Raw genomic sequence first — 21407 nt, 5'->3', positions numbered from 1 at the left:
GGGCCCCAGAGACTGGGTCCCTGAGCCTGTCGAAGGGTCCCACCCCGAGACGCCCCGTACCCAACTCAGGAACATCGTGTCGAAATCGGCTGATTCGGGCCGTTTCACGCGCCCCGGCATCCGTTCTTCCTGAGTTAGGCCCGGGCCGCTCGCGCCCCGCCGACTACGCTGACCCCATGACTACTCTGATCCTCACCGTCGCGGGTGCAGACCGTCCGGGCCTCGTCGCCGCCGTCGCCGATGCCGTCGATGCCCACGGGGGCAACTGGGAGAACAGCCGCCTCGCCGAGCTCGCGGGCACCTTCGCCGGGGTGATCGAGGTCTCGGTGGCCGCCGATCGGGTCGCCGAACTGCAGGCCGCGCTGCGCGCCCTGACCGGACTGCTCACGGTGACGATCCACACCGGATCGGATGCCGCGGCCCACCGCGACGCGAGTTCGATCTCGCTCTCGGTGCTGGGCAACGACCGCGCGGGGATCGTCCACGAGATCTCCGGCGTTCTGACCTCCCACGCCCTCAGCATCACGAGCATGGACACCGAGACGCGCGACGCCGCGATGGCCGGTGGGCGCCTGTTCGAGTCGACGGTCACGGCGACGGTGCCGGCATCCGCTGATCTCGATGCGCTGCGCACCGACCTCGAGAAGCTGGCGGCGGAGATCCAGGTCGACATCACACTCGCCTGACGGGTTCGCGCGCCGCGCGCCTCTCGCCCGCGCCGCCCGGATGACCGGCAGGAGCAGACAACAGAATGTGGAAAGCCCCGCGATGACAGCCTTCCCCGCTCCCGTGGCGCTGCGTTCGTTCGCGCGGGCACGCGACGCGTGGCCCCTCGATCCCGCGATCGTGCACCTCAATCACGGATCGTTCGGCGCTCCGCCGACCGCCGTGATCGAGCATCAGGATGCTCTGCGCCGCCAGGGCGACCTCAATCCCGTCGCGTGGTTTCCGACTCTCGGCGAGCGCACGCGCGAGGCCCGCGAGCGCACGGCACCCTTCGTGGGTGCGCGCGCCGATGACGTCGCCTTCGTGCCGAACGCCTCGGCCGCGGCGACCGTGGTCTACAACGCGATGCACCTCGAACCCGGAGACGAGATCATCGTCACCGATCACGGATACGGCGCGGTGACGATGGGCGCGGAGCGGTTGGCGCGCCGCACGGGTGCGACCGTCCGCACGGTGGCGATCCCGCTGCTCGCCTCCGACGACGAGGTCGTCGACCGATTCGCCGCCGAAATCGGCGATCGTGCGCGTCTCGTCGTGGTCGATCAGATCACGTCGCCGACGGCACGGCTGATGCCGACGCGACGCATCGCCGACATCGCCGCGCACCACGGTGCGCGCACGCTGATCGACGGTGCGCACGCGCCGGGCCTCCTCCCGGATGCCGCGTCGGCGGCGGGCGGCACGTGGTGGTTCGGCAATCTGCACAAGTGGCCGTGCGCGCCGCGCGGGTCTGCGCTGCTGGTGACGACCGCCGCGGATCGCGACGACCTCTGGCCGCTGATCGACTCGTGGAACGCGCACGATCCCTTCCCCTCGCGCTTCGACTACCAGGGCACGATCGACGCGACCGGGTATCTCGCGACGCCGACCGCGATCGAGTTCGTCGAGCGCGAGATCGGGTGGGAGCGCACGCGCACGGCCATGACCGAGATGGCGGATGCCGGGGCCGAGGCGATCGCGGCGGCGTTCCGTCGCTTCGCCGATGCGGAACCGCTCACGCCGGTCCCCTCGCCGGTCCCGTCGATGCGACTGATCCGCCTGCCGCGCGGGCTGGGGGCGACCCGGGAAGAGGCGGATGCGCTGCGCGCCGAGATCCTCCCCGCGACCGGCATCGAGACCGCATTCACGAGCTTCGGAGGCGCCGGGTACGTGCGGCTCTCGGTGCACCTCTACACCGAGGCATCCGACATCGAGCGGTTCGTCGATGTCGCAGTGCCGTGGCTCGTGGCGCGCGCCGGCATCCGCTGACCGTCCGCAACACCGTCGCCGCGTCTGTGGGCGCCGAGACCCATCGCCCCCGGCTTCAATCCCCGAAGCCCCTCCCACACGACGAGGCCCCCTGCCGCGGTGTGCGACAGGGGGCCTCGTACGTGTGCGTCAGACGCGGATGCTCAGACCAGGCGGGTCTTCGGCGAGGTCGAGTAGGTGTGCTCGGCGTCGCGGTTGACGGTGTCGCCGAGGGCGGTGTCGATCGCCGCCATCGTGTCGGCGTCGAGCTTCACTCCCGATGCCTTGACGGTGTCGGCGAGCTGCTCGGGGCGCGATGCTCCGACCAGGGCTGCCGCGATGTTCGGGTTCTGCAGCACCCAGGCGATCGCGAGCTGCGGCATCGTGAGACCCGCCTGCTCGGCGATCGGCTTGAGGCGCTGGACCGCGGTGAGGATGTCGTCCTGCAGGAAGTTCTTGATGAAGTCGGCACCGCTGTGCGGGTCGGTCGCGCGCGAACCCTCGGGCACGGGCTGACCGGGCAGGTACTTGCCGCTGAGCACGCCCTGCGCCATCGGCGACCAGACGATCTGCGAGATGCCGAGCTCTTCGGAGGCCGGAACGACCTTGCCCTCGATGACGCGCCACAGCATCGAGTACTGGGGCTGGTTCGAGATGAGCTGGATGCCGAGCTGCTGGGCGAGCGCGTGGCCCTCGCGCAGCTGCTCGGCCGTCCACTCCGAGACACCGATGTAGAGCGCCTTGCCCTGGCGGACGACATCGGCGAAGGCCTGGAACGTCTCCTCGAGCGGGGTCTCGTAGTCGAAGCGGTGCGCCTGGTAGAGGTCGACGTAGTCGGTGCCGAGACGGGTCAGCGAGCCGTTGATCGACTCCATGATGTGCTTGCGGCTGAGGCCGGTGTCGTTCGGGCCCTTGGGACCGGTCGGGAAGTAGACCTTGGTGAAGATCTCGAGGCCTGCGCGCCGCTGCCCCTCGAGGGCCTTGCCGAGCACGACCTCGGCCGCGGTGTTGGCGTAGGTGTCGGCGGTGTCGAACGTGGTGATGCCGGCGTCGAGCGCCGCGTGCACCGTCTTGACGGCGGCGTCGTCGCCGACCTGAGAGGCGTGGGTGACCCAGTTGCCGTAGGTGATCTCAGAGATCTTGAGACCACTGTTGCCGAGATAGCGATAGTTGACCATGTTCTAACGCTAGCGCCGGTCGCCGACACCGCGGGTCGGTTTCCGTGACCGGTCTCAGACCGAGTCTGAGAACCCGCCGCCATCGCGAGGAGTCAGGACACGCCGCTCACTCGGCATCCGTTGCGGCGTGTCTTGACCCCTCACCGGGGGATGAAACCCCTCAGCTCGTGCGCGCCGCCGTCTCGGTCACCGCGGCCGACTGCGTCTGCACGATCGAGGCGCGATCGGCGAAGCCCTCAGCGGTGACCTTATCGAGCGCGACCTGCTTCCGGATCGCCGCGGCCTTCTCGTAGAGGCTCGGGTCGCCGTACGAGGTGAGCACCTTCACCAGCACGGGCAGCAGCTCGATCATGAAGAACAGCGCGGCGATGAGGATGTGCGCCCAGAGGATCGTGGGCTCCTTCTCGCTCAGGCGGTTCAGCCCGCTGATCTGGCTGAGGAGGCCGGTCGCTCCGGCGTTGCCCTGCGCCACAGCGTCCGCTCGGGCGTTGTAGGCCGCGAGCGCCTGGTCGTAGGTGTCGCGTGCGGCGGGCAGCTGGTCCTGCGCGGTCTGGCGGTTCGTCGCCTCGGAGGTCGAGGTGTTCTCCTTCGCGGCGGTGCCGGCCGTGGCGAGCTCCTCGTTCGCGACGCGCAGCTGCTCGGCGAGGCCGTCGTAGGTCTGCTGGGCCTGGGCGAGCTGGGCCTGGGCGGCGTCGGAGCTCGCGCCCTCGCCGTTCACCCCGGTGCAGCCGGGCACCGTGCCCGCGCCCTCGCCGGTGAGTTCGCACTGGTAGAGCGCGCGGGCCTGGTCGATGACGGTCTGCTGATCCGCGAGCTTGGTCGTGAGGTCGTCGACGGTCGCCTGGGCGGCGGATTCGGATGCCGACGACGAATCGGTTCCCGCCACGATGCCCGTCGCCGCCTGGTTCTCGAGCTCGGCGACCTTGGCGGTCGCGGCGTCGAGAGCGATCTTCTCGGGGCCGGACTCGAGGGCCTCCTGGTCGGTCTGCGACTGCGTGATGTTGGTCGAGGCGACCTCGCGGGCGATGTCGTTGTGGAACACCTGCAGCACGAGCGGCTCGGCGACCACGAATCCGATGATCGCAGCCATGATCACTCGGGGGATCGCGAGGCCGATGAGGCGCCACACGTTGCGCGTCGACGCCATGGTCGAGGTGAGGAAGCGATCGAGATTGAAGATGATGAGCGCCCAGACGAGAGCGAGCGGAACGGCCAGCCAGATCGCGGCCCCAACACCGGTCGTGAGCGCGAACAGCATCGAGATCGCCGAGACGAGGGCGGTGCCGGCGAGCACGAAGAACATCTGCACGAAGCGCGGCGTCTCGCCGGGGACGCGGTCGAGGATCTCGCCCTCGGCCCCGCCGAGGATCGCGAGCTGCCGCAGGCGCGAGCCCGGGGTGCGCGGCGCGCGGGGCCTGCGCTCGCGCGGCGGGCGCGGCGCGCGGGCAGGCTTCGACGGCGCGGATGCCGCGGCATCCGCTTCTGCCGAGTCGTCGGCGGTCTCCGGGCGCGGGGTCTCGCGCGTGGCGGAGTCCGTGATGAACGGCTCGTCGGCGGAACCTGTGGGCTCGTACTCGCGCAGGAAGTCGAGGTCATCCGTCGCGGCGTTCGGGTCGCCGTCGATGATGATCCGACCCTGCGAGTCGAAGCGACCCGGTCGGTGGGCGGAATAGGGCATCCCGACAATCTACGAAAGGTCGCCTGTGCGCACGGTGGAAGAAGCCTTTGACGGCTCCCAGGTTCGGCAGGGGCGCGCTCCGGATCACACCCCGGCGGGCAGCAGCCTGCCCAGAAGAGCCTCGTAGGAGGCGAGGGCGTCGTCGAGGCCGAAGTGCCCGGCGGCGGCGAGGGTGCCGAGGCCGTGGATGAGGCCCCAGAGCGCGACGACGTCGGTGGGGCGGTCGAGTCCGGTGGCGGCGGCCGCTGCGGCGAGCGCTCCTTCGAGCGCATCGATCAGCGGGGCCATCGTCGCGGTGGGCGAGCCCGGCACGCAGACCGTGGGGTCGTAGACGGCGTCGAAGGCATGCGGATGCTCGACGGCGAAGCGGATGTAGGCCTCGCCGCCCGCGGCGAGCGCCGCCCGCGGGGTCGCGGCATCCGTCGTCGCGTTCTGCACCTGGGCGAGCAGATCGGCCATGCTGCGCTCGGCGATCGCCTTGAGCAGACCGAGGCGATCGGAGAAGTGGTGGTATGGCGCGTTGTGGCTGACGTCGGCGGCGCGAGCGACCTCGCGCAGGCTGATGTCGGCGGCCGGCATCCGCTCGAGCAACTGCATCGCGGCGTCTTCGAGGGCGCGCGCGAGATCGCCGTGGTGGTACCCCGTCTTCGAACTTGACATGCGCAACATTGTCTCCTATCTTGACACTGTCCACCTGCTTGACACTGTCCAGATTGGAACCGACGCATGACCGCTCTCGTGATCGACGGCCACCCGTACGCCGAATCCCTCACCGCTTCGCTCGCACAGCGCTACGCCACAGGTCACGGCGATGCCCGCGTGCTCGCCCTGCGCGACCTCGACTTCGACCCGCACCTGCGCTTCGGATACCGGCAGCGCATGACCCTCGAAGCCGACCTGCTCGACGCCAAGCGGGCCCTCGCCGAGGCGCAGACGATCGTCATCGCGACACCGCTGTGGTGGGGGTCGGTGCCGGCGCTGCTCAAGGGCTTCTTCGATCGCGCCCTGCTGCCGCAGCAGGAGTACCGCTACTCGCCGCAGGGGCTGCCGATCGGTCTGCTCACCGCACCGCACGGACGCCTGCTGCTGCTCGCCGACACCCCCTGGTACGCGGCACCCTTCACGGGACTGCCGGCGCAGCGCCAGGTGGTGCGCAACACGATGCGGTTCTGCGGCATCCGATCGGTGCGCGCGCACCGGATGCTGGGCGTCAAGAACGCCTCACCCGAGAGGATCGGGCGCTGGCTCGAGGATGCCGAACGGCTCGGCGCCGCGGACGGGCGCCGCGATGCGCGGCGCGGTCAGGCCATTGCGGCCGAGGCCGCTTCGTCCTCGGTCGTCGCGACGAGCTGACCGCAGGCGCCATCGATCTCCTTGCCGCGGGTGTCGCGGAGGGTGGTCGGGATGCCGGCATCGTTGAGGCGGCGCACGAACTCGGCCGTGACGTCCTTCTCCGAGGAGGTCCAGATCGACCCCGGCGTCGGGTTCAGCGGGATGGGGTTCACGTGCACCCATCCGCGACCGCGCTGGTTGAGCTTCTCGGCGAGGAGATCGGCGCGCCAGGCGTGGTCGTTCATGTCCTTGATGAGCGCGTACTCGATCGAGACGCGGCGACCGGTCTTCTCGTAGTAGTTGTAGGCGGCGTCGAGGGCCTCGTCGACCTTCCAGCGGGAGTTCACCGGGATGAGCTCGTCGCGCAGGTGGTCGTCGGGCGCGTGCAGCGACAGTGCGAAGGTGACCGGGATGCCCTCGTCGGCGAGCTTCCTGATCGCGGGCACGAGGCCGACGGTCGAGACGGTGATGCCGCGGGCGCTCATGCCGAGCCCCTCGGGCTGCGGGGCGACCATGATGCGCACGGCATCCATCACCCGCTTGTAGTTGGCGAGCGGCTCGCCCATGCCCATGAAGACGATGTTGGAGACGCGCTCCATGCTGTGGTCGTCGGACTTCTTGCCGCCCAGGCCGCCCTCGGCGATCAGGCGGTTGGCGCGCACGATCTGCTCGACGATCTCGGCCGTCGACATGTTGCGCGTGAGGCCCGCCTGGCCGGTCGCGCAGAACGGGCAGTTCATGCCGCAGCCGGCCTGGCTCGACACGCAGAGCGTGATGCGGCCGGGGTAGCGCATGAGCACCGACTCGACGAGGGCCCCGTCGTGCAGGCGCCAGAGGAACTTGATCGTGTCGCCGCGGTCGGTCTCGAGACGGCGCACCTCGGTCATGAGCGGGGGCAGCATGCCGGCGACCAGCTCGTCGCGGATGCCGGCCGGGAGGTCGGTCATGTGCGCGGGGTCGGACGTGTAGTGCCGGAAGTAGTGGGTCGCGAGCTGCTTGGCGCGGAAGCCGGGCAGGCCGAGCTCCTTCACCTTCTCGACGCGCTCCTCGGGCGTGAGGTCGGCGAGGTGCACGGGCGGCTTGCCGCGCTTGGGGCTGGCGAACTGCAGCAGCGGGCGCCCCTCGGCGTCCTTCTGCTGGGTCCAGCCCTCGGTCGCCGGGCGCACCTGGGTGGGGCCCGTGGTGCGCACCTTGCCCTGGGCGGGTCGACCCTCGGGGGCGGACGCGGATGCTGCGGGGCGCGTCTCGCGCGTGCGGGGGTTCTCGGTCATACCTTCCAGGGTACCGGCGAGCGGGTGGGAGACGGCTGGACTGTCGGGGCCCCTGCCTAGACTGACCGGCATGGACTTCGTGTGGATCATCGGGATCATCGTCGGCGCGATCATCGTGATCGCCATCGTGGCCGCAGCCCTGCGGGGCATGCGGCCGAAGGTGCCCGAGGTCACCCCGGGCGTTCCGGTGCCGATCGCCCCCGAAGTGGTCGCGAAGATCGACGATCTGGTGCGCGCCGACAGCAAGATCGTCGCGATCAAGACCCTGCGCGAGCACACCGGCGAGAGCCTGCAGTCCGCGAAGCGCCGCATCGACCACTGGCGGGTCGGCGCCGCCCCCGCGACGACCGCGATCCCGATCCAGCCGCCCGTCTTCCACGACGTCGGGTCGCTGCGCGCCTCGCTGCCGTCCGAGGCGGTGGCCGAGATCGACAGACTCGTCTCCGCCGAGCAGCAGATCGCCGCGATCAAGCTGCTGCGTGAGGAGGCCGGCCTCGGCCTCAAGGAGTCGAAGGACCTGATCGACGCCTGGCGTGCCTGAGCGGGCCCGGACGCGCCCGTTGTAATGACAAGTTGGCGTCGGCGAGAATAGAACGACCCCCACCACAAGGAGCATGATGTCCGACCGCCTCACCCGTGCCCGCGCCACCGGAGTCCTCGCCGTGCTCCGCGCCTCGACCCCCGAGCTCGCCCTCGAGGCGTCCGAGGCCATCATCCGGGGCGGAGTGACCGGTATCGAGGTCACGTTCTCGACCCCCGATGCGCCCGCCGTCATCCGCGAGCTCATCGCCCGGCACGGCGACGCCGCCTACGTCGGCGCCGGCACCGTCACCACCGCCGAGCAGGCCGCCCTCGCCGCCGATGCGGGCGCCGAGTTCCTCGTGAGCCCGGGCACGCTCCCCCACCTCACGCGCAGCATGCTCGACACCGGCCGCGTCGTGATGACCGGCGCCATGACCCCCACCGAGGTCATGGGCGCGCTCGAACTCGGCGTCGACGTCGTCAAGATCTTCCCCGCGTCGCTCGGCGGCCCCTCGTACCTGGGCGCCCTGCGCGGCCCGTTCCCCGAGGCTCCCCTCATGCCCACCGGTGGTGTGAACCCCGACAACCTCGCCGACTGGTTCGCTGCCGGTGCCGTGGCCGTCGGAGCCGGAGGCGACCTCGCCAACGGCGCCTCGCTCAAGGCCCAGGACTGGGCCGACATCGAGAAGCGCTCCGCTCGCTTCGCCGCCGCCCTCGCGGCCGTCCGCGCCTGACGTCTCGGTGATCGCCCTCGACCCGTGGGCGTGGGCCGCGCTGGCCCTCGCCGCGGTGACGATCGGCATCTCGAAGACGGCGCTTCCGGGCGGCAGCATCCTCGCGATCACCCTGTTCGCGGCCGTGCTGCCGGCGCGCACCTCGACCGCGGCCATGCTGCTACTGCTGATGGTCGGCGATGTGTTCGCGCTCATCGCCTACCGTCGGCACGCGCACTGGCCGACGCTACTGCGCCTCGCCCCGACCGTCGTGCTGGGACTCCTGGCCGGCTTCGCGTTCCTCGCGCTCACCGGTGACGGCGTCGTGCGACGCGCGATCGGCGTCATCCTGCTGGTCATGATCGCGGTGACGCTCTGGCGACGGTGGCAGCAGAACAGGGCGGATGCCGTGGCCCCCGACCGCGGCGGCATTCTGCTCGCCGGCACCTACGGCACGCTCGGCGGGTTCACGACGATGGTCGCGAACGCCGGCGGCCCGGTGATGTCGATGTACTTCCTCGCGACGCGCACCCCGGTGCAGGTGTTTCTCGGCACCTCGGCGTGGTTCTTCGCGATCATCAACCTCGTCAAGGTGCCGTTCCTCGCGGGACTCGGACTGTTCGAGGGGCAGGTGCTGCTGATGGATGCCGCGCTCGCCCCGCTCGTCGTCATCGGCGCGCTCATCGGGCTCGCCGTCGCAAAGCGACTCGATCAGCGGCTCTTCGACCGCATCGTCATCGTGCTCACGGTGCTCGGCGCGGTGTACCTGCTCTTCTGAGCGTCACGGGGCGGGGCCCTTCGACAAGCTCAGGGACCCAGTAACGAGCGGCGGCGCGCGGTCCCGAAACTGGGTCGCTGAGCCTGTCGAAGCGTCCCCCGCGCGACGGCCCGGGTCAGTCGAGGAAGATGTCGGGGAACAGCGCCGCGTCCGGGGTCCCCGGGATCGCGGCGTAGCCCGAGAAGTCGGTCACCCCTGCAGCCTCGAGTACGTCTTCGACGATGAGCGTCTGCCCCGTGTACGAGCCGGCGGGCTGCAGGAGCACCTGGTACGCGGCATCCGCGTAGATGTCGGGCGTGCGGCTCGCGGCCATGACCTTGTCGCCGCCGAGCAGGTTCTGCACCGCCGCGGTCGCGATGGTCGTACGCGGCCAGAGCGTGTTCGCCGCGATGCCGTCGCGCGCGAACTCGGCCGCGAGGCCCAGCGTCGCCATCGTCATCCCGAACTTCGCGAGCGTGTACCCGGTGTGCGCACCGAGCCACTTCGGCGTGGGGTTGAGCGGCGGCGAGAGCGACAGGATGTGCGGGTTCTCGGCATCCTTCAGCATCGGCACGGCCGCGCGCGACAGCATGAACGTGCCGCGCACGTTGACGTCCTGCATCAGGTCGTACTTCTTGGGATCGAGGTCGAGCGACCGCGAGAGGTCGATGACGCTGGCGTTGTTGACGACGATGTCGATGCCGCCGAACTCGCCCTGCGTCTTCATCACGGCCTCGGTGATGTCGGAGTCGTCGCGCACGTCGCCGACGATCGCGAGCGCCTGCCCGCCGGCCGCGCGGATCTGCTCGGCCGCGGTGTGGATCGTCCCCTCGAGCTTGGGGTGCGGGGTGTCGGTCTTCGCGAGCATGGCGATGTTCGCGCCGTCGGCTGCGGCGCGCAGCGCGATCGCGAGTCCGATCCCGCGGCTGCCGCCGGACATCAGGATGGTCTTTCCTGCGAGTGACATGGGTCTCCTTCTGGGTCGGATGCCGGTGCGGGCGGGTTACTTCGGCGCCATGCGGATCGCGCCGTCGAGGCGGATCGTCTCGCCGTTGAGGTAGTCGTTCTCGACGATGTGCTGCACGAGGGCGGCGTACTCGTCGGGGCGCCCGAGCCGTGAGGGGTGCGGCACCTGCTGGCCGAGGGAGTCCTGCGCGGCCTGCGGCAGCCCCATGAGCATGGGGGTCTCCATGATTCCGGGGGCGATGGTGACCACGCGGATGCCGTAGCGGGCGAGCTCGCGGGCGACCGGCAGGGTCATCGCGTGCACACCACCCTTCGACGCGGCGTACGCGGGCTGGCCGATCTGGCCGTCGAAGGCGGCGACGCTGGCGGTGTTGACGATGACGCCACGGGTGTCGGTGTCGCTGTCGACGGGGTTCTTCACGATGACGGCGGATGCCTGCGACAGCACGTTGAACGTGCCGACGAGGTTGATGCGCACGATGCGCTCGAAGTCGGCGAGCACGGCCGGGTTGCCGTCTCGGTCGAGCACCTTCGCGGGCGGCGCGATGCCGGCGCAGTTGACCACGACGCGCAGCGGGGCGACGGCCTGCGCCTGGGCGACGGCATCCTGCACCTCGTCGACGCTGGTGACGTCGGCGGGCACGAAGAGTCCGCCGAGTTCGTCGGCGATCTCGGCGCCCTTCGACGTCGAGAGGTCGATGATCGTGACGTGGGCGCCGTCGGCGGCGAGCCGACGTGCGGTGGCGAGGCCCAGACCCGAGGCGCCTCCGGTGATGAGCGCGCCCTGTCCACTGATCTGCATGGTGTTCTCCTTCGAACGTCGTCGTGCGACTGAGTTTCAGCCTACGTGGTTCTTGGTGTCACCACGATCCCCGGGGAAGGCTGTGTCAGCGAGCCTACGGGGTCGGCACGGCAGACTGGAGGGATGAGCATCCCCGACGCCCACATCGAGATCCCCGCGCGCGTGCGCGACCTCGCCGGCCGCGCCGCCGTGACCCCGGTGTGGCGCAACGGCATCGGGGGCCTCACGTTCCGCACCGACGACGGGCGTTACATAAAGTGGGGTCCGCTCGACGACGAGGCGAACATGCACGACGAGGCCGAGCGGATGCGCTGGGCCCGCCGCTGGATCACGGTGCCCGAGGTGCTCGCCCAGGGCGAGGACGACGCGCACGAGTGGCTCGTCACCCGCGCGATCGACGCGTTCAGCGCCGTCGATCCGCGCTGGGATGGCAAGGCTGAGATCGCAGTACCCGCCGTCGGTCGCGCCCTGCGGATGCTGCACGACACCCTCCCCGTCGCCGACTGCCCGTGGGAGTGGAGCGTGCACTGGCGCGTCTCGAACGCCGCCGAGCGCGGGGTCGTCGTGCCGCCCGAGCTGCACGAGGCCCCGCCGATCGACCGCCTGGTCGTGTGCCACGGCGACGCCTGCATGCCCAACACGCTCCTCGACGCCGCGGGTGAGCCCGCCGCCCACGTCGATCTCGCCGCCCTCGGTCTCGCCGACCGGTGGGCCGACCTCGCCGCCGCGGCCATGAGCACCGGGTGGAACTTCGGCCCCGGCTGGGAGGACCCGCTGCTCGAGGCGTACGGCGTCGAACGCGACGACGAGCGACTCGAGTTCTACATGCGGCTCTGGAACGAGACCTGAGCGGCGCTAGGAGCTCGGCCCGAGGATGAAGTTCCACGCGCCGGTCGCGATCGCGGCGGCCACGGCCACCCCGGAGATCGCGAGCCCGATCGCGAGCAGCATCCATTCGGCCGCCCCGAACCGCGACTCGCGCGCCCACGTGCGCCGACCGGGGGCTCCGAAGCCGCGGGCCTCCATGGCGGTGGCGAGCTTCGCGCCCCTGCGGATCGAGAGTACGAGCAGGGCGAACGCCATACCGAAGAACCGGCGGATGCGTCCGCGATCGGCGACTCCACGTGCCCGGCGCGCGAGTTCGAGCGCCCGCCAGTCATCGAGGAACAGCCCGATCATGCGCAACCCGGCGAGCGCGCCCAGCACGAACCGGGCGGGGAGCTTCAGCACCTGAGCGAGTCCGTCGGCGAGGTCGGTGGGGTCGACCGTGATGAACAGCACCACCGACGGCAGCGCGATCGCGAGCACGCGCAGGAAGGTCGGGAGAGCGAGCGCGAGCGACCCGTCGCTGATGCGCAGCACGAACCACTCGACGTAGATCGTGCCGCTCGTCTCGCCGTAGAGAGCGATCGTGACGGCGGTGAGGGGCGCCGCGAGCCAGACCGGCCAGGTGCGCAGCCAGAACTCGCGCCAGCCGATGCCGGCGAAGAAGAACAGCACGCACTCGAGCACGAGGGCGACGGAAGCCGACACCGGATCGAGCGTGAGGATCAGCGGGATCGCGATCAGCGCGCTCACCCCGAGCTTGGCGACGGGGTTGATACCGGCGATGCGTCCGGTGCGGGCGGTGGTGTCGAGCACGGTCATCGGATGCCGCCCAGCTCGTAGCGTTCGGCGTGGAGCGCGCGGGCGACGTCGAGGTCGTGCGTGATCGTCACGATCGCGGTGCCCTCGTCGCGCAGGGCGGCGAGCATCGCGACGAGTTCGGCCCAGGTACGGGCGTCCTGTCCGAAGGTCGGCTCGTCGAGCACGAGCACCCGGGGCCGGGTCGCGAGGGCGGCGGCGACCGTCAGCCGACGCTTCTCGCCGCCCGACAGCGTGTAGGGGTTGGCGCGCGCGAGCCGGTCGAGGCGCAGCCGGTGCAGCAGCTCCTCGCTACGTGCGGCGATCTCGTCTTCGGGCATGCCGAGAGCGCGCGGGCCGACCGCGAGCTCCTCCTGCACGGTCTTCGCCAGCAACTGATGCTCGGGCTCCTGGAAGACCATCCCGATACGGGTGAGCAGATCGCGCGAGGCCCAGTCGATCGGCGTCGATCCGATGCCGGCGGCCAGGGCCGCGGATGCCGCGACCGCACCGCCCGCGGGTGGCAGGAGTCCCGCGAGCGTGAGCCCGAGGGTCGACTTGCCGGCACCGTTCGGCCCGGTGATCGCGAGCGCCTGTCCTGCCCGCACGTCGAGGTCGATGCCGCTCGCCACGGGCTTCCCCTTCACGCGGGCGACGGCGAGATCGCGGGCCGAGATCAGCACCTCGCCGGACGCCGACAGCGGAGCGGGCGGAGCATCCGGAGCGAACCCCGGCACCCACACCCCGTCGGCCGCGAGCCGGGCGCCCTCGACGCCGAGCACGTGCGCGGGCGGTCCGTCGGCCACGACCCCGCCCTGCCCGACCACGATCACCCGCGTGATCAGCGGCAGCCATACATCGAGGCGGTGCTCGACGACGATCAGGGTCGCGGGGTGCGCCTGCAGCATCCGCTCGACCGCGTCGCGCACCTCGACCACGCCCTCGGGATCGAGGTTGGCCGTCGGCTCGTCGAGCAGCACGAGCCCCGGCCGCATCGCGAGGATGCCGGCGAGCGCGAGCCGCTGCTTCTGCCCGCCCGACAGCGCCTTGGTCGGTCGATCGAGCGGCACATCGAGGCCGACCGCGTCGAGCGCCTGCGTCACGCGCGGCCAGATCTCGGCGCGCGGGATGCCGAGGTTCTCGCACCCGAAGGCGACGTCGTCACCGACCCGGGCGAGGATCACCTGCGAGTCGGGATCCTGGAGCACGAGCCCCGTGCGCCCGCGCGTGGACGCTGCGGGGATGCCGTCGACGAGGAGCGAGCCCTGGGCTTCGCCCTCCTCGTCGCCGCCGAGCACCCCGGCGAGTCCCTGCAGCAGCGTCGACTTGCCGGCACCGGACGCGCCGAGCACCAGCACGCGCTCCCCCGGTTCGATCCGGAACGAGACGTCCTGCAGCGCCCAGGCCAGACGGCTGGCATGACGCCAGCCCCACGCGGTCGCCTCGACCGTCGCGGGGCCGGCCTGATCGATCGTCATCAGACGCGGACGCGCGCCTCACGGCCCGAGCCGAAGCGATCGAGCGCTCCCGTGGCCGCGATGCCGCGCGCCAGCACCCACGACAGGGCCCCGGCGATCACCGCGCCCGACACGACCGTGCTGATCAGATAGATCACCGTGAACTCGGTGCCCGACCCCGCGTACCAGAGGATGAGGTTGTTGATGCCGCCGGCGAGGGCCGCCCCCGCTCCGGCGAGGATCGCGACCGGCAGCGACCAGCGACGGTAGAAGAACAGCAGGAAGATCAGTTCGGCTCCCAGGCCCTGCACGAGACCGGCCTCGAGCGTCAGGAACCCGCCCCACTGGTTGCCGATCAGGGCCGACACGACCGCGGCGAGCAACTCGACGTAGATCGCGGCGCCCGCCTTGCGGATGATGAGGCCGCCGAGCACACCGGCGAACAGCCACGGTCCGTCGAGCAGCCCCTGCAGGCCCGGGAGCAGCGGCTCGAGGAGCGCCTTCGGGCCGAGGTAGCCGACGTTCCACGCGAGGAAGATCAGCCCGGCGGCGACGCCGAGCACGCTGGCGACCACGATGTCGACGACGCGCCAACGCCAGATCGTGGCGGGTGCGCTCTTCGCGGATGCCGGGTTCGCGGCGGATGCCGGGTTGGATCCGGATGCCGGGTTGGATGCGGATGCCGGGTTGGGTGCCGTTTCGCCGGTGTTCTTCGCGGCGGATTCGGGCGTGGACGTACTCATCTGAACTCCTCCCTGCGCTGGCATGACCCAGATCAGGTTCGACGGTCGAAGCGCGATTCGCTCCCTCTCAGCCCGGCTCGCCGGACTCCCGTGGTTGTGCTGACCAGCATACCCGCGCGCCGACACCCGCGCCCGCCCGTGACGCATCGCCGCAGATCAGCCCGGGGATTGGGTACCGTAATCGAGTGACCGCCGCTCATCCCACCGACGCCGCCACCGCCGCCGTGCCCGATTCCGGCGCGGCTGCGACCGACGCCCCGGGCGAACTCGAGCCGCCTGCGACGGCATCCGTGCCCGCCGTGGCGGATCCGGACGAGGCGAAGGCTGCCGGCGTCGAGGAGGCTGGTCCCGAAGGTGCTGATGTCGAGGCTGCCGGCGCCGAGACTGCCGGCGTCGAGGCATCCGGCGTCGAGGCATCCGGCGTCGAGGCATCCGATACTCCGGAGGCGAGCGAGAGCGAGACCCCCGAGGCCGCATGGGCAGATGAGAAGCGCCCGGCCACGGCCCTGACCTGGATCGACACCGCCGCCGTCGCCGCAGGTTCCGCGGCGCGCACCTACGACGAGCCGTACGTCGAGGATCCCGCCGTCGCGATCATGCGCGGCGCCCGACTGCGCCCGGCGATCGCGAGCGCCCGCGTGCTCGTGCCGATCGGCATGGTTCTCGGTCTCGTCGGCGCATACGCCGGCACGACCATCCTCTGGCCGCTGCACGAGGTCGCCCCGACCGTTCATTCTGTCGAGTTCACCACCGTCGCCGCTCCCCCGGCCGCCGTGGCGTGGCCCGGCGTCGGCAGTGCAGCCGTCGGCGTGGGCGGCATCGGCTCGACGGCATCCTCGGTGGATCCGGCGAGCATCGCGAGCATCACCAAGGTGGTCAGTTCGCTCATGGTGCTCGACCGGATGCCTCTGGCCCTCGGCGAGCAGGGCCCCGAGTTCTCGTTCACCCGTGCCGACAGCCAGTCGTACTGGTCGTATCGGATGTCGGATCAGTCGTCGCTCGATGTGCCGGTCGGCGGAGTGCTCACCGAGTACCAGATGCTGCAGGGCACGCTGCTCGGGTCGGCGAACAACTACATCGACCGCCTCGCGCGGGAGATCTGGGGATCGAACAGCGAGTTCGCGGCCGCCGCGGAGATCTGGCTGAGCGAGCGCGGCCTCAGCGACATCACGGTCGTCACACCGTCGGGCTTCGACATCGGCAACGTCGCGACACCCGACGCCCTGGTGCGCCTGGGCGAGCTCGCGATGAAGAACCCGGTGTTCGCGGAGATCGTCGGCACCCCGGCCGTCGAGCTGCCCGGTGCGGGCCTCGTGACCAACACGAACGGCATGCTGGCCGACCCCGGTGTCGTCGGCATCAAGACCGGCACGCTGGTCGGGTGGAACCTGCTCACGGCGAAGAACGTGACCGTGGGCGACAGCACCGTGCAGCTCTACGCGGCGGTGCTGAATCAGGACGACGATGCCCAGCGGCTCGCGGCCACGCGCTCGCTGTTCGCCGAGGTCGAAGCGGCGCTCCTCGCCCAGGAACCCGCCGTTCCAGCCGGCACGGTCGTCGGTCAGGTGCGCACCGAGTGGGGCGCGGAGGTCGACATCGTGACGGATGCCGACGCCGACGTGCTGCTCTGGAACGGTGCCGCGGCGACGACCTCGACGAGCTTCTCGCTCGGGGATGCGCGGGAGGACGGTGACGCCGTGGGCTCGCTGAGCACGGCCGGCCCGATCGACGCGACCACGACGGAACTCGTGCTCGACGACGACGTCGAGGGCCCCAGCATCTGGTGGCGCCTCACCCATCCGATGAACCTGTTCGGCCTCGACTCGGAGTAGAGCCGGGTCTCCCGACTCCGTGAGGGGTCACAACACGCCGTGATCGTGCCCGCCCGTGAGGCGTATTGTGACCCCTCGGGTTCGGGACTACCCACGAGCGGCTGTCGCCCTCTGCCGCCCGCTCGTCCGCAGGGAAGAACGACACGTGCAGGGAGAATCCCGCCGAACCTCCCTGTAGATGTCTTTTCTCCCTGCACGTGGTGCCGCGCCATCACGCCTGCACGGACGGATCACGTCCGCACGGCGAGACCCCCGGGATCGCCGTGCAGACGTGCGCGCTCCGTGCAGATGAGCGGGATCGGACGGATGCCGCGGCGGCGGGTTCTCGGGACGACGGCGCCGCGCGAAGCGCCCCGGCCCGCGGATGCGGAGCGGGGCGCTTCGGGTGGGCGTGAGCCCGGGTACTGCGGCGGGTCAGCGCGACGGGTCAGCCGTGGCGGGTGTCCCCCTCGGGAGACGGGTGCTCGATCACGGCCTGCGCCGCGGCAGCTTCGGCGGCGGGCTGCTGGGCTCCGACCGATGCGCCGGTGACGGCATTCGCTGCTGCGGCCTCGGCGGCATCCACGTCGTCGGCGTCGCCCGTGATGACGGTCGGCGTCGAGCCGGTGAGTGCCTCCTCGGCGTCGATGTCGGTCGCCGCCTGCTCGAACTGCGACTGGTACAGGCGCCAGTAGGCGCCCTGCGCGGCGATGAGTTCGTCGTGCGTGCCCTTCTCAACGATGTCGCCGTGCTCCATCACGAGGATGAGGTCGGCATCGCGGATCGTCGACAGGCGGTGAGCGATCACGAACGACGTGCGTCCCTCGCGGAGCGCCGCCATCGCGTTCTGCAGGAGCAGCTCGGTGCGGGTATCGACCGCCGACGTGGCCTCATCGAGGATCAGGATCGACGGCTGGGCGACGAACGCCCGAGCGATCGTGATGAGCTGCCGCTCACCCGCCGAGACGTTCGACGCGTCCTCGTCGAGCACGGTGTCGTACCCCTCGGGCAACGCGTGCACGAAGCGATCGACGTACGTCGCCTTCGCGGCCTCGAGCACCTCGTCATCGGTCGCGGTGGAACGCCCGTATCGGATGTTCTCGCGGATGCTGCCCGCGAACAGCCACGGGTCCTGCAGCACCATGCCGGTGCGGGAACGCAGCTCGTCGCGCGTGACCTCCGAGATGTCCTGACCGTCGAGCAGGATGCGCCCGCCGTTCAGCTCGTAGAACCGCATGATCAGGTTGACGAGCGTGGTCTTGCCCGCGCCGGTCGGTCCGACGATCGCCACCGTCTGCCCCGGTTCGACCCGGAAGGAGAGATCCGTGATGAGCGGACGCTCGGGCGTGTACGAGAACGCGACGTTCTCGAACTCGACGACGCCCTTGCCCTCGTCGAGCGCGGGAGCGTCGACGTCGTCGGCCTCCTGCTCCTCGGTGTCGAGCAGCTCGAACACGCGCTCGGCCGAGGCGGTTCCCGATTGCACGACCGCCGCCATTCCGCCCAGCTCCGACAGCGGCTGCGTGAACTGCTGCGAGTACTGGATGAACGCCTGCACGTCGCCGAGACGCAGCTGGCCGTTCGCGACCATGAGGCCGCCGAGCACCGCTATGCCCACGTAGGTGAGGCTGCCGACGAAGGTCATCGCCGGCATGATGATGCCCGACAGGAACTGCGCCTTGAACGCGGCCTGGAAGAGCTCCTCGTTCTCGTCCTTGAACTTGTCGAGGGCGTCCTGCTCGCGGCCGAAGACCTTGACCAGCGCGTGGCCCGAGAAGGCCTCCTCGACGCGGGCGTTCAGCCGTCCGACCTTGCGCCACTGCGTGCCGAAGGCCTTCTGCGAACGCGGACCGATGACGCCGAAGATCACTCCCATGAGCGGAAGCGCCACCAGCGCGACGAGCGCCAGCTGCCAGGAGATCGAGAACATGAGCACGAGCACGCCCACGACCGTGAGCACCGCGGTGATCGCGCCCGACAGCGACTGCTGCATGGTCTGCGTGATGTTGTCGATGTCATTGGTGACGCGGGAGATCAGGTCACCGCGCTGCACCTTGTCGAAGTACGACAGCGGCAGTCGGTTGATCTTCGCCTCGACCGATTCGCGCAGACGCCACATGGTGCGCACCATGATGACGTTGATGACGTAGCCCTGGATCCAGCTCAGGAAGGCCGCGACCACGTAGATCGCGAGGACGGCGGCGATGACCCACCGGAGCGCGTCGAAGTCGACGCCGTCACCCACCTGGAAGTCACCGAGCGCGGCGACCTGGTTGGCGAAGTCGGTCTGGCCGCCCTGCCGCAACGCGTCGACGACGTCGTCCTGCGAGGTACCCGCGGGGAATCCGGGGAAGTCGCCGTTCGCCTGCCCGAGCTGCACCGAGATGAAGCCCTTGTAGATGAGGTTGGTCGCCTCGCCGAGCACCTTCGGAGCCGCCACCGTGAGCACGACGCCGATGGCGCCGAGGATCGACACGATCACGAACCAGACCGCCGAGGGCTTGAGCAGGCCGATCATGCGGCTGAAGCTCTTGCCGAAGTTGTCGGCCTTGCCGGGCGCGACGCTGTCCCAGCCACCGCCGTCCTGACGCGCCTTCTCGGCCAGCTCGGCCTCGTACTTCTCCTCGTCGGTCAGTTCGGGCTCGACGACGGCCGCGGTGCCCGCGGTCGCACTCTTGGCTCCGCGACCGCGACGGGTACGTGAGGAGTTCTGCTCGCTCATGCGTCCACCCCCAGCTGCGACTCGACGATCTCTCGGTACGTCGTGCTCGTCTCGAGGAGTTCTTCGTGGGTTCCGACGCCGACCATGGTCCCGCCCTCGAGCACGACGATGCGGTCGGCATCGGTGATCGACGAGACGCGCTGCGCGACGACGACCTTGGTCACGTGGGGCAGCTCCCTCCACAGCGCCTGTCGCAGACGGGCGTCGGTGGTGAGGTCGAGCGCCGAGAACGAATCGTCGAAGACGAGGATCTGCGGCTGACGCACGATCGCGCGGGCGATCGCCAGGCGCTGGCGCTGACCGCCCGAGACGTTGGTTCCGCCCTGGGTGATCCGCGACTCGAGCCCCTGCGGCATCTCCTCGACGAAATCACGGCCCTGCGCGATCTCGAGCGCGTGCCAGAGCTCGTCGTCGGTGGCGTCCTCACGGCCGTAGCGAAGGTTCGACGCGACCGTGCCGGTGAAGAGGAACGGGCGCTGGGGAACGAGTCCGATCGTCGCCCAGAGCGATTCGACATCGGCGGTGCGGACGTCGGCGCCTCCGACGAAGACGGCTCCGCCCGAGACGTCGAAGAGGCGCGGGATCAGCGAGACCAGCGTGGTCTTGCCGGCACCGGTCGATCCGACGATCGCGACGGTCTCACCGGGCTCGGCGGCGAAGCTGATGCCGGAGAGCACGGGGGCGTCGGCTCCGGGGTAGGTGAACTCGACGTCGTCGAACGCCACGGAACCCGGAGTCGGGAACGAGGTGACGCCGTTCGCCGGACGCTCCATGCTCGACGTCGTGTCGAGCACCTCGCCGATGCGCTCGGCCGAGACCGCGGCGCGCGGGATCATGATCGCCATGAAGCTGGCCATGATGACGCCGCCCATGATCTGTCCGATGTACTGCATGAAGGCGAAGATCGTGCCGACCTGCACCGTGCCGCTGTTGACCTCGACGCCACCGAACCAGACGACCGCGACGACCGTGACGTTGAGGATGAGCATGAAGAGCGGGAACAGCAGCACGAACAGCGAACCCACCTTGCGCCCGACGACCATGATGTCGGTGTTCGCGCCGCGGAAGCGCTCCTCCTCGATGCGCTCGCGCACGAACGCGCGCACGACGCGCACGCCCGTGAGCTGCTCGCGCATGACGCGGTTCACGGTGTCGAGCTTGCCCTGGTAGCTGCGGAACAGGGGGACCATGCGGCTGACGACGAGTCCGGCGACGATCAGCAGGAGGGGGACGGAGACGGCGATGAGCCAGCTCAGCCCGATGTTGGTCTGCACCGCGAAGATGATGCCGCCGATCGCCAGCAGCGGTGCGGTGACGAGCATGGTGGCGCCCATCATCGCCAGCATCTGCACCTGCTGAACGTCGTTGGTGTTGCGCGTGATGAGCGAGCCGGCGCCGAACTGCGACACCTCTCGCTCGGAGAATCCGCTCACCTTGCTGAACACGTCGGCGCGGATGTCGCGGCCGGCGCCCATCGACGCGCGGGCGGCGAAGTACGTGGCGATGATCGACGCGATGATCTGACCGAGCGAGACCGCCAGCATGAGCAGACCGGTGCGCCAGATGTAGGCGGTGTCGGACTGTGCGACGCCTCTGTTGATGATGTCTTCGTTGAGACGCGGGAGATAGAGGGTGGCGATCGCGCTCGCGAACTGGAAGACCAGGACGGCGACGAGCAGCCACTTGTAGCGGGACAGATACCGAACGAGAATTTTACCCAGCACAGGCGGACTTTCTGAGAGATGAAGCTGTGGACTCAGGCGTGGGGGAAGGTGCCGACCGGGATCGGCCACAACAAAGCGTGACACGAAGCTCCGACATTCGTACCGCCGAGTTCGGAACCTTCGCTCACAGCGAACCCATCGACAGCCGGGCTGGC

At 70.1% G+C, this 21407-nt stretch carries 19 protein-coding genes and 1 riboswitch; of the genes, 8 read left to right on the top strand and 11 right to left on the bottom strand.

Annotated elements, in window-relative coordinates:
- Window positions 1–176: 176 nt before the first annotated feature.
- The gene (locus KZC52_RS12850; protein WP_247624436.1) at window positions 177–686 is read left to right on the top strand and encodes a glycine cleavage system transcriptional repressor; all 510 of its coding nucleotides are present in this window, start codon (window positions 177–179) and stop codon (window positions 684–686) included.
- Window positions 687–768: 82 nt separating this feature from the next.
- Window positions 769–1974 carry an aminotransferase class V-fold PLP-dependent enzyme gene (locus KZC52_RS12845; protein ID WP_247624435.1) on the top strand — a complete coding sequence of 402 codons (1206 nt, stop codon included), beginning with the start codon at window positions 769–771 and terminating at the stop codon, window positions 1972–1974.
- Window positions 1975–2117: 143 nt separating this feature from the next.
- Here KZC52_RS12845 and KZC52_RS12840 read toward each other — a convergent pair whose 3' ends face one another.
- The 3 genes from KZC52_RS12840 to KZC52_RS12830 form a co-directional block, all read right to left on the bottom strand.
- Window positions 2118–3131 (bottom strand): aldo/keto reductase family protein, encoded by a 1014-nt coding sequence (locus KZC52_RS12840; RefSeq protein WP_247624434.1) that lies wholly within the window; start codon window positions 3129–3131, stop codon window positions 2118–2120.
- A 160-nt stretch (window positions 3132–3291) separates the two neighbouring features.
- Entirely contained in the window at window positions 3292–4809 is a 1518-nt protein-coding gene (locus tag KZC52_RS12835; RefSeq protein WP_247624433.1) for a DUF4407 domain-containing protein, read from the bottom strand.
- Window positions 4810–4893: 84 nt separating this feature from the next.
- The gene (locus tag KZC52_RS12830) at window positions 4894–5469 is read right to left on the bottom strand and encodes a TetR/AcrR family transcriptional regulator (RefSeq protein WP_247624432.1); all 576 of its coding nucleotides are present in this window, start codon (window positions 5467–5469) and stop codon (window positions 4894–4896) included.
- Between the two features lie 66 nt (window positions 5470–5535).
- On the opposite strand from KZC52_RS12830, the gene KZC52_RS12825 reads away from it, so the two are divergent.
- Entirely contained in the window at window positions 5536–6162 is a 627-nt protein-coding gene (locus tag KZC52_RS12825) for an NAD(P)H-dependent oxidoreductase (RefSeq protein ID WP_247624431.1), read from the top strand.
- Here the strand turns inward: KZC52_RS12825 and rlmN are convergent.
- Window positions 6111–7412, bottom strand: coding sequence for a dual-specificity RNA methyltransferase RlmN (rlmN, locus tag KZC52_RS12820; protein WP_247624430.1), 1302 nt, complete (start codon window positions 7410–7412; stop codon window positions 6111–6113). The two genes, KZC52_RS12825 and rlmN, sit on opposite strands and share 52 nt — an antisense overlap.
- A 70-nt stretch (window positions 7413–7482) precedes the next feature.
- Between rlmN and KZC52_RS12815 the strand changes: the two genes are divergently transcribed.
- The 3 genes from KZC52_RS12815 to KZC52_RS12805 all read left to right on the top strand — a co-directional run bounded on the left by KZC52_RS12815 (window position 7483) and on the right by KZC52_RS12805 (window position 9425).
- Entirely contained in the window at window positions 7483–7953 is a 471-nt protein-coding gene (locus tag KZC52_RS12815) for a hypothetical protein (RefSeq protein ID WP_247624429.1), read from the top strand.
- A 76-nt stretch (window positions 7954–8029) separates the two neighbouring features.
- Window positions 8030–8668, top strand: coding sequence for a bifunctional 4-hydroxy-2-oxoglutarate aldolase/2-dehydro-3-deoxy-phosphogluconate aldolase (locus KZC52_RS12810; protein ID WP_247624428.1), 639 nt, complete (start codon window positions 8030–8032; stop codon window positions 8666–8668).
- A 7-nt stretch (window positions 8669–8675) separates the two neighbouring features.
- The gene (locus KZC52_RS12805) at window positions 8676–9425 is read left to right on the top strand and encodes a sulfite exporter TauE/SafE family protein (protein WP_247624427.1); all 750 of its coding nucleotides are present in this window, start codon (window positions 8676–8678) and stop codon (window positions 9423–9425) included.
- Window positions 9426–9540: 115 nt separating this feature from the next.
- On the opposite strand, the gene KZC52_RS12800 is transcribed toward KZC52_RS12805, so the two are convergent.
- A complete protein-coding gene (locus tag KZC52_RS12800; protein WP_247624426.1) occupies window positions 9541–10371 on the bottom strand; it encodes an SDR family oxidoreductase in 831 nt (276 codons plus the stop codon).
- Between the two features lie 36 nt (window positions 10372–10407).
- The gene (locus tag KZC52_RS12795) at window positions 10408–11172 is read right to left on the bottom strand and encodes an SDR family NAD(P)-dependent oxidoreductase (protein ID WP_247624425.1); all 765 of its coding nucleotides are present in this window, start codon (window positions 11170–11172) and stop codon (window positions 10408–10410) included.
- Between the two features lie 123 nt (window positions 11173–11295).
- Here KZC52_RS12795 and KZC52_RS12790 point away from each other — a divergent pair, with 123 nt between their 5' ends.
- Window positions 11296–12021, top strand: a complete 726-nt coding sequence (locus KZC52_RS12790) for an aminoglycoside 3'-phosphotransferase (protein ID WP_247624424.1) — start codon at window positions 11296–11298, stop codon at window positions 12019–12021.
- A gap of 6 nt (window positions 12022–12027) precedes the next feature.
- Here the strand turns inward: KZC52_RS12790 and KZC52_RS12785 are convergent, their stop codons facing one another.
- The 3 genes from KZC52_RS12785 to KZC52_RS12775 all read right to left on the bottom strand — a co-directional run bounded on the left by KZC52_RS12785 (window position 12028) and on the right by KZC52_RS12775 (window position 14995).
- Window positions 12028–12819 (bottom strand): energy-coupling factor transporter transmembrane component T family protein, encoded by a 792-nt coding sequence (locus KZC52_RS12785; protein WP_247624423.1) that lies wholly within the window; start codon window positions 12817–12819, stop codon window positions 12028–12030.
- Complete coding sequence (locus tag KZC52_RS12780; protein WP_247624422.1) at window positions 12816–14273, bottom strand: ABC transporter ATP-binding protein; 1458 nt, start codon at window positions 14271–14273, stop codon at window positions 12816–12818. Before KZC52_RS12780 ends, KZC52_RS12785 begins: the two co-directional genes overlap by 4 nt.
- Window positions 14273–14995 (bottom strand): ECF transporter S component, encoded by a 723-nt coding sequence (locus KZC52_RS12775; RefSeq protein ID WP_247624421.1) that lies wholly within the window; start codon window positions 14993–14995, stop codon window positions 14273–14275. The genes KZC52_RS12780 and KZC52_RS12775 overlap by 1 nt, the downstream gene beginning before the upstream one ends.
- A riboswitch (TPP riboswitch) is annotated at window positions 14986–15097 on the bottom strand. Its footprint overlaps the gene before it by 10 nt.
- 83 nt (window positions 15098–15180) lie before the next feature.
- On the opposite strand from KZC52_RS12775, the gene KZC52_RS12765 reads away from it, so the two are divergent.
- Entirely contained in the window at window positions 15181–16827 is a 1647-nt protein-coding gene (locus KZC52_RS12765; protein WP_308194259.1) for a D-alanyl-D-alanine carboxypeptidase family protein, read from the top strand.
- A 427-nt stretch (window positions 16828–17254) separates the two neighbouring features.
- Here the strand turns inward: KZC52_RS12765 and KZC52_RS12760 are convergent, their stop codons facing one another.
- Together KZC52_RS12760 and KZC52_RS12755 are read right to left on the bottom strand one after the other, a co-directional pair.
- Entirely contained in the window at window positions 17255–19528 is a 2274-nt protein-coding gene (locus KZC52_RS12760) for an ABC transporter ATP-binding protein (protein ID WP_247624420.1), read from the bottom strand.
- Window positions 19525–21252, bottom strand: coding sequence for an ABC transporter ATP-binding protein (locus KZC52_RS12755; protein WP_247624419.1), 1728 nt, complete (start codon window positions 21250–21252; stop codon window positions 19525–19527). Before KZC52_RS12755 ends, KZC52_RS12760 begins: the two co-directional genes overlap by 4 nt.
- Window positions 21253–21407: the final 155 nt, after the last annotated feature.

The sequence above is a fragment of the Microbacterium galbinum genome, assembly GCF_023091225.1.
Lineage (GTDB): Bacteria > Actinomycetota > Actinomycetes > Actinomycetales > Microbacteriaceae > Microbacterium > Microbacterium galbinum.
Note: the sequence above shows the minus strand (reverse complement) of the source record. Positions and strands in the feature narration are given on the sequence as shown.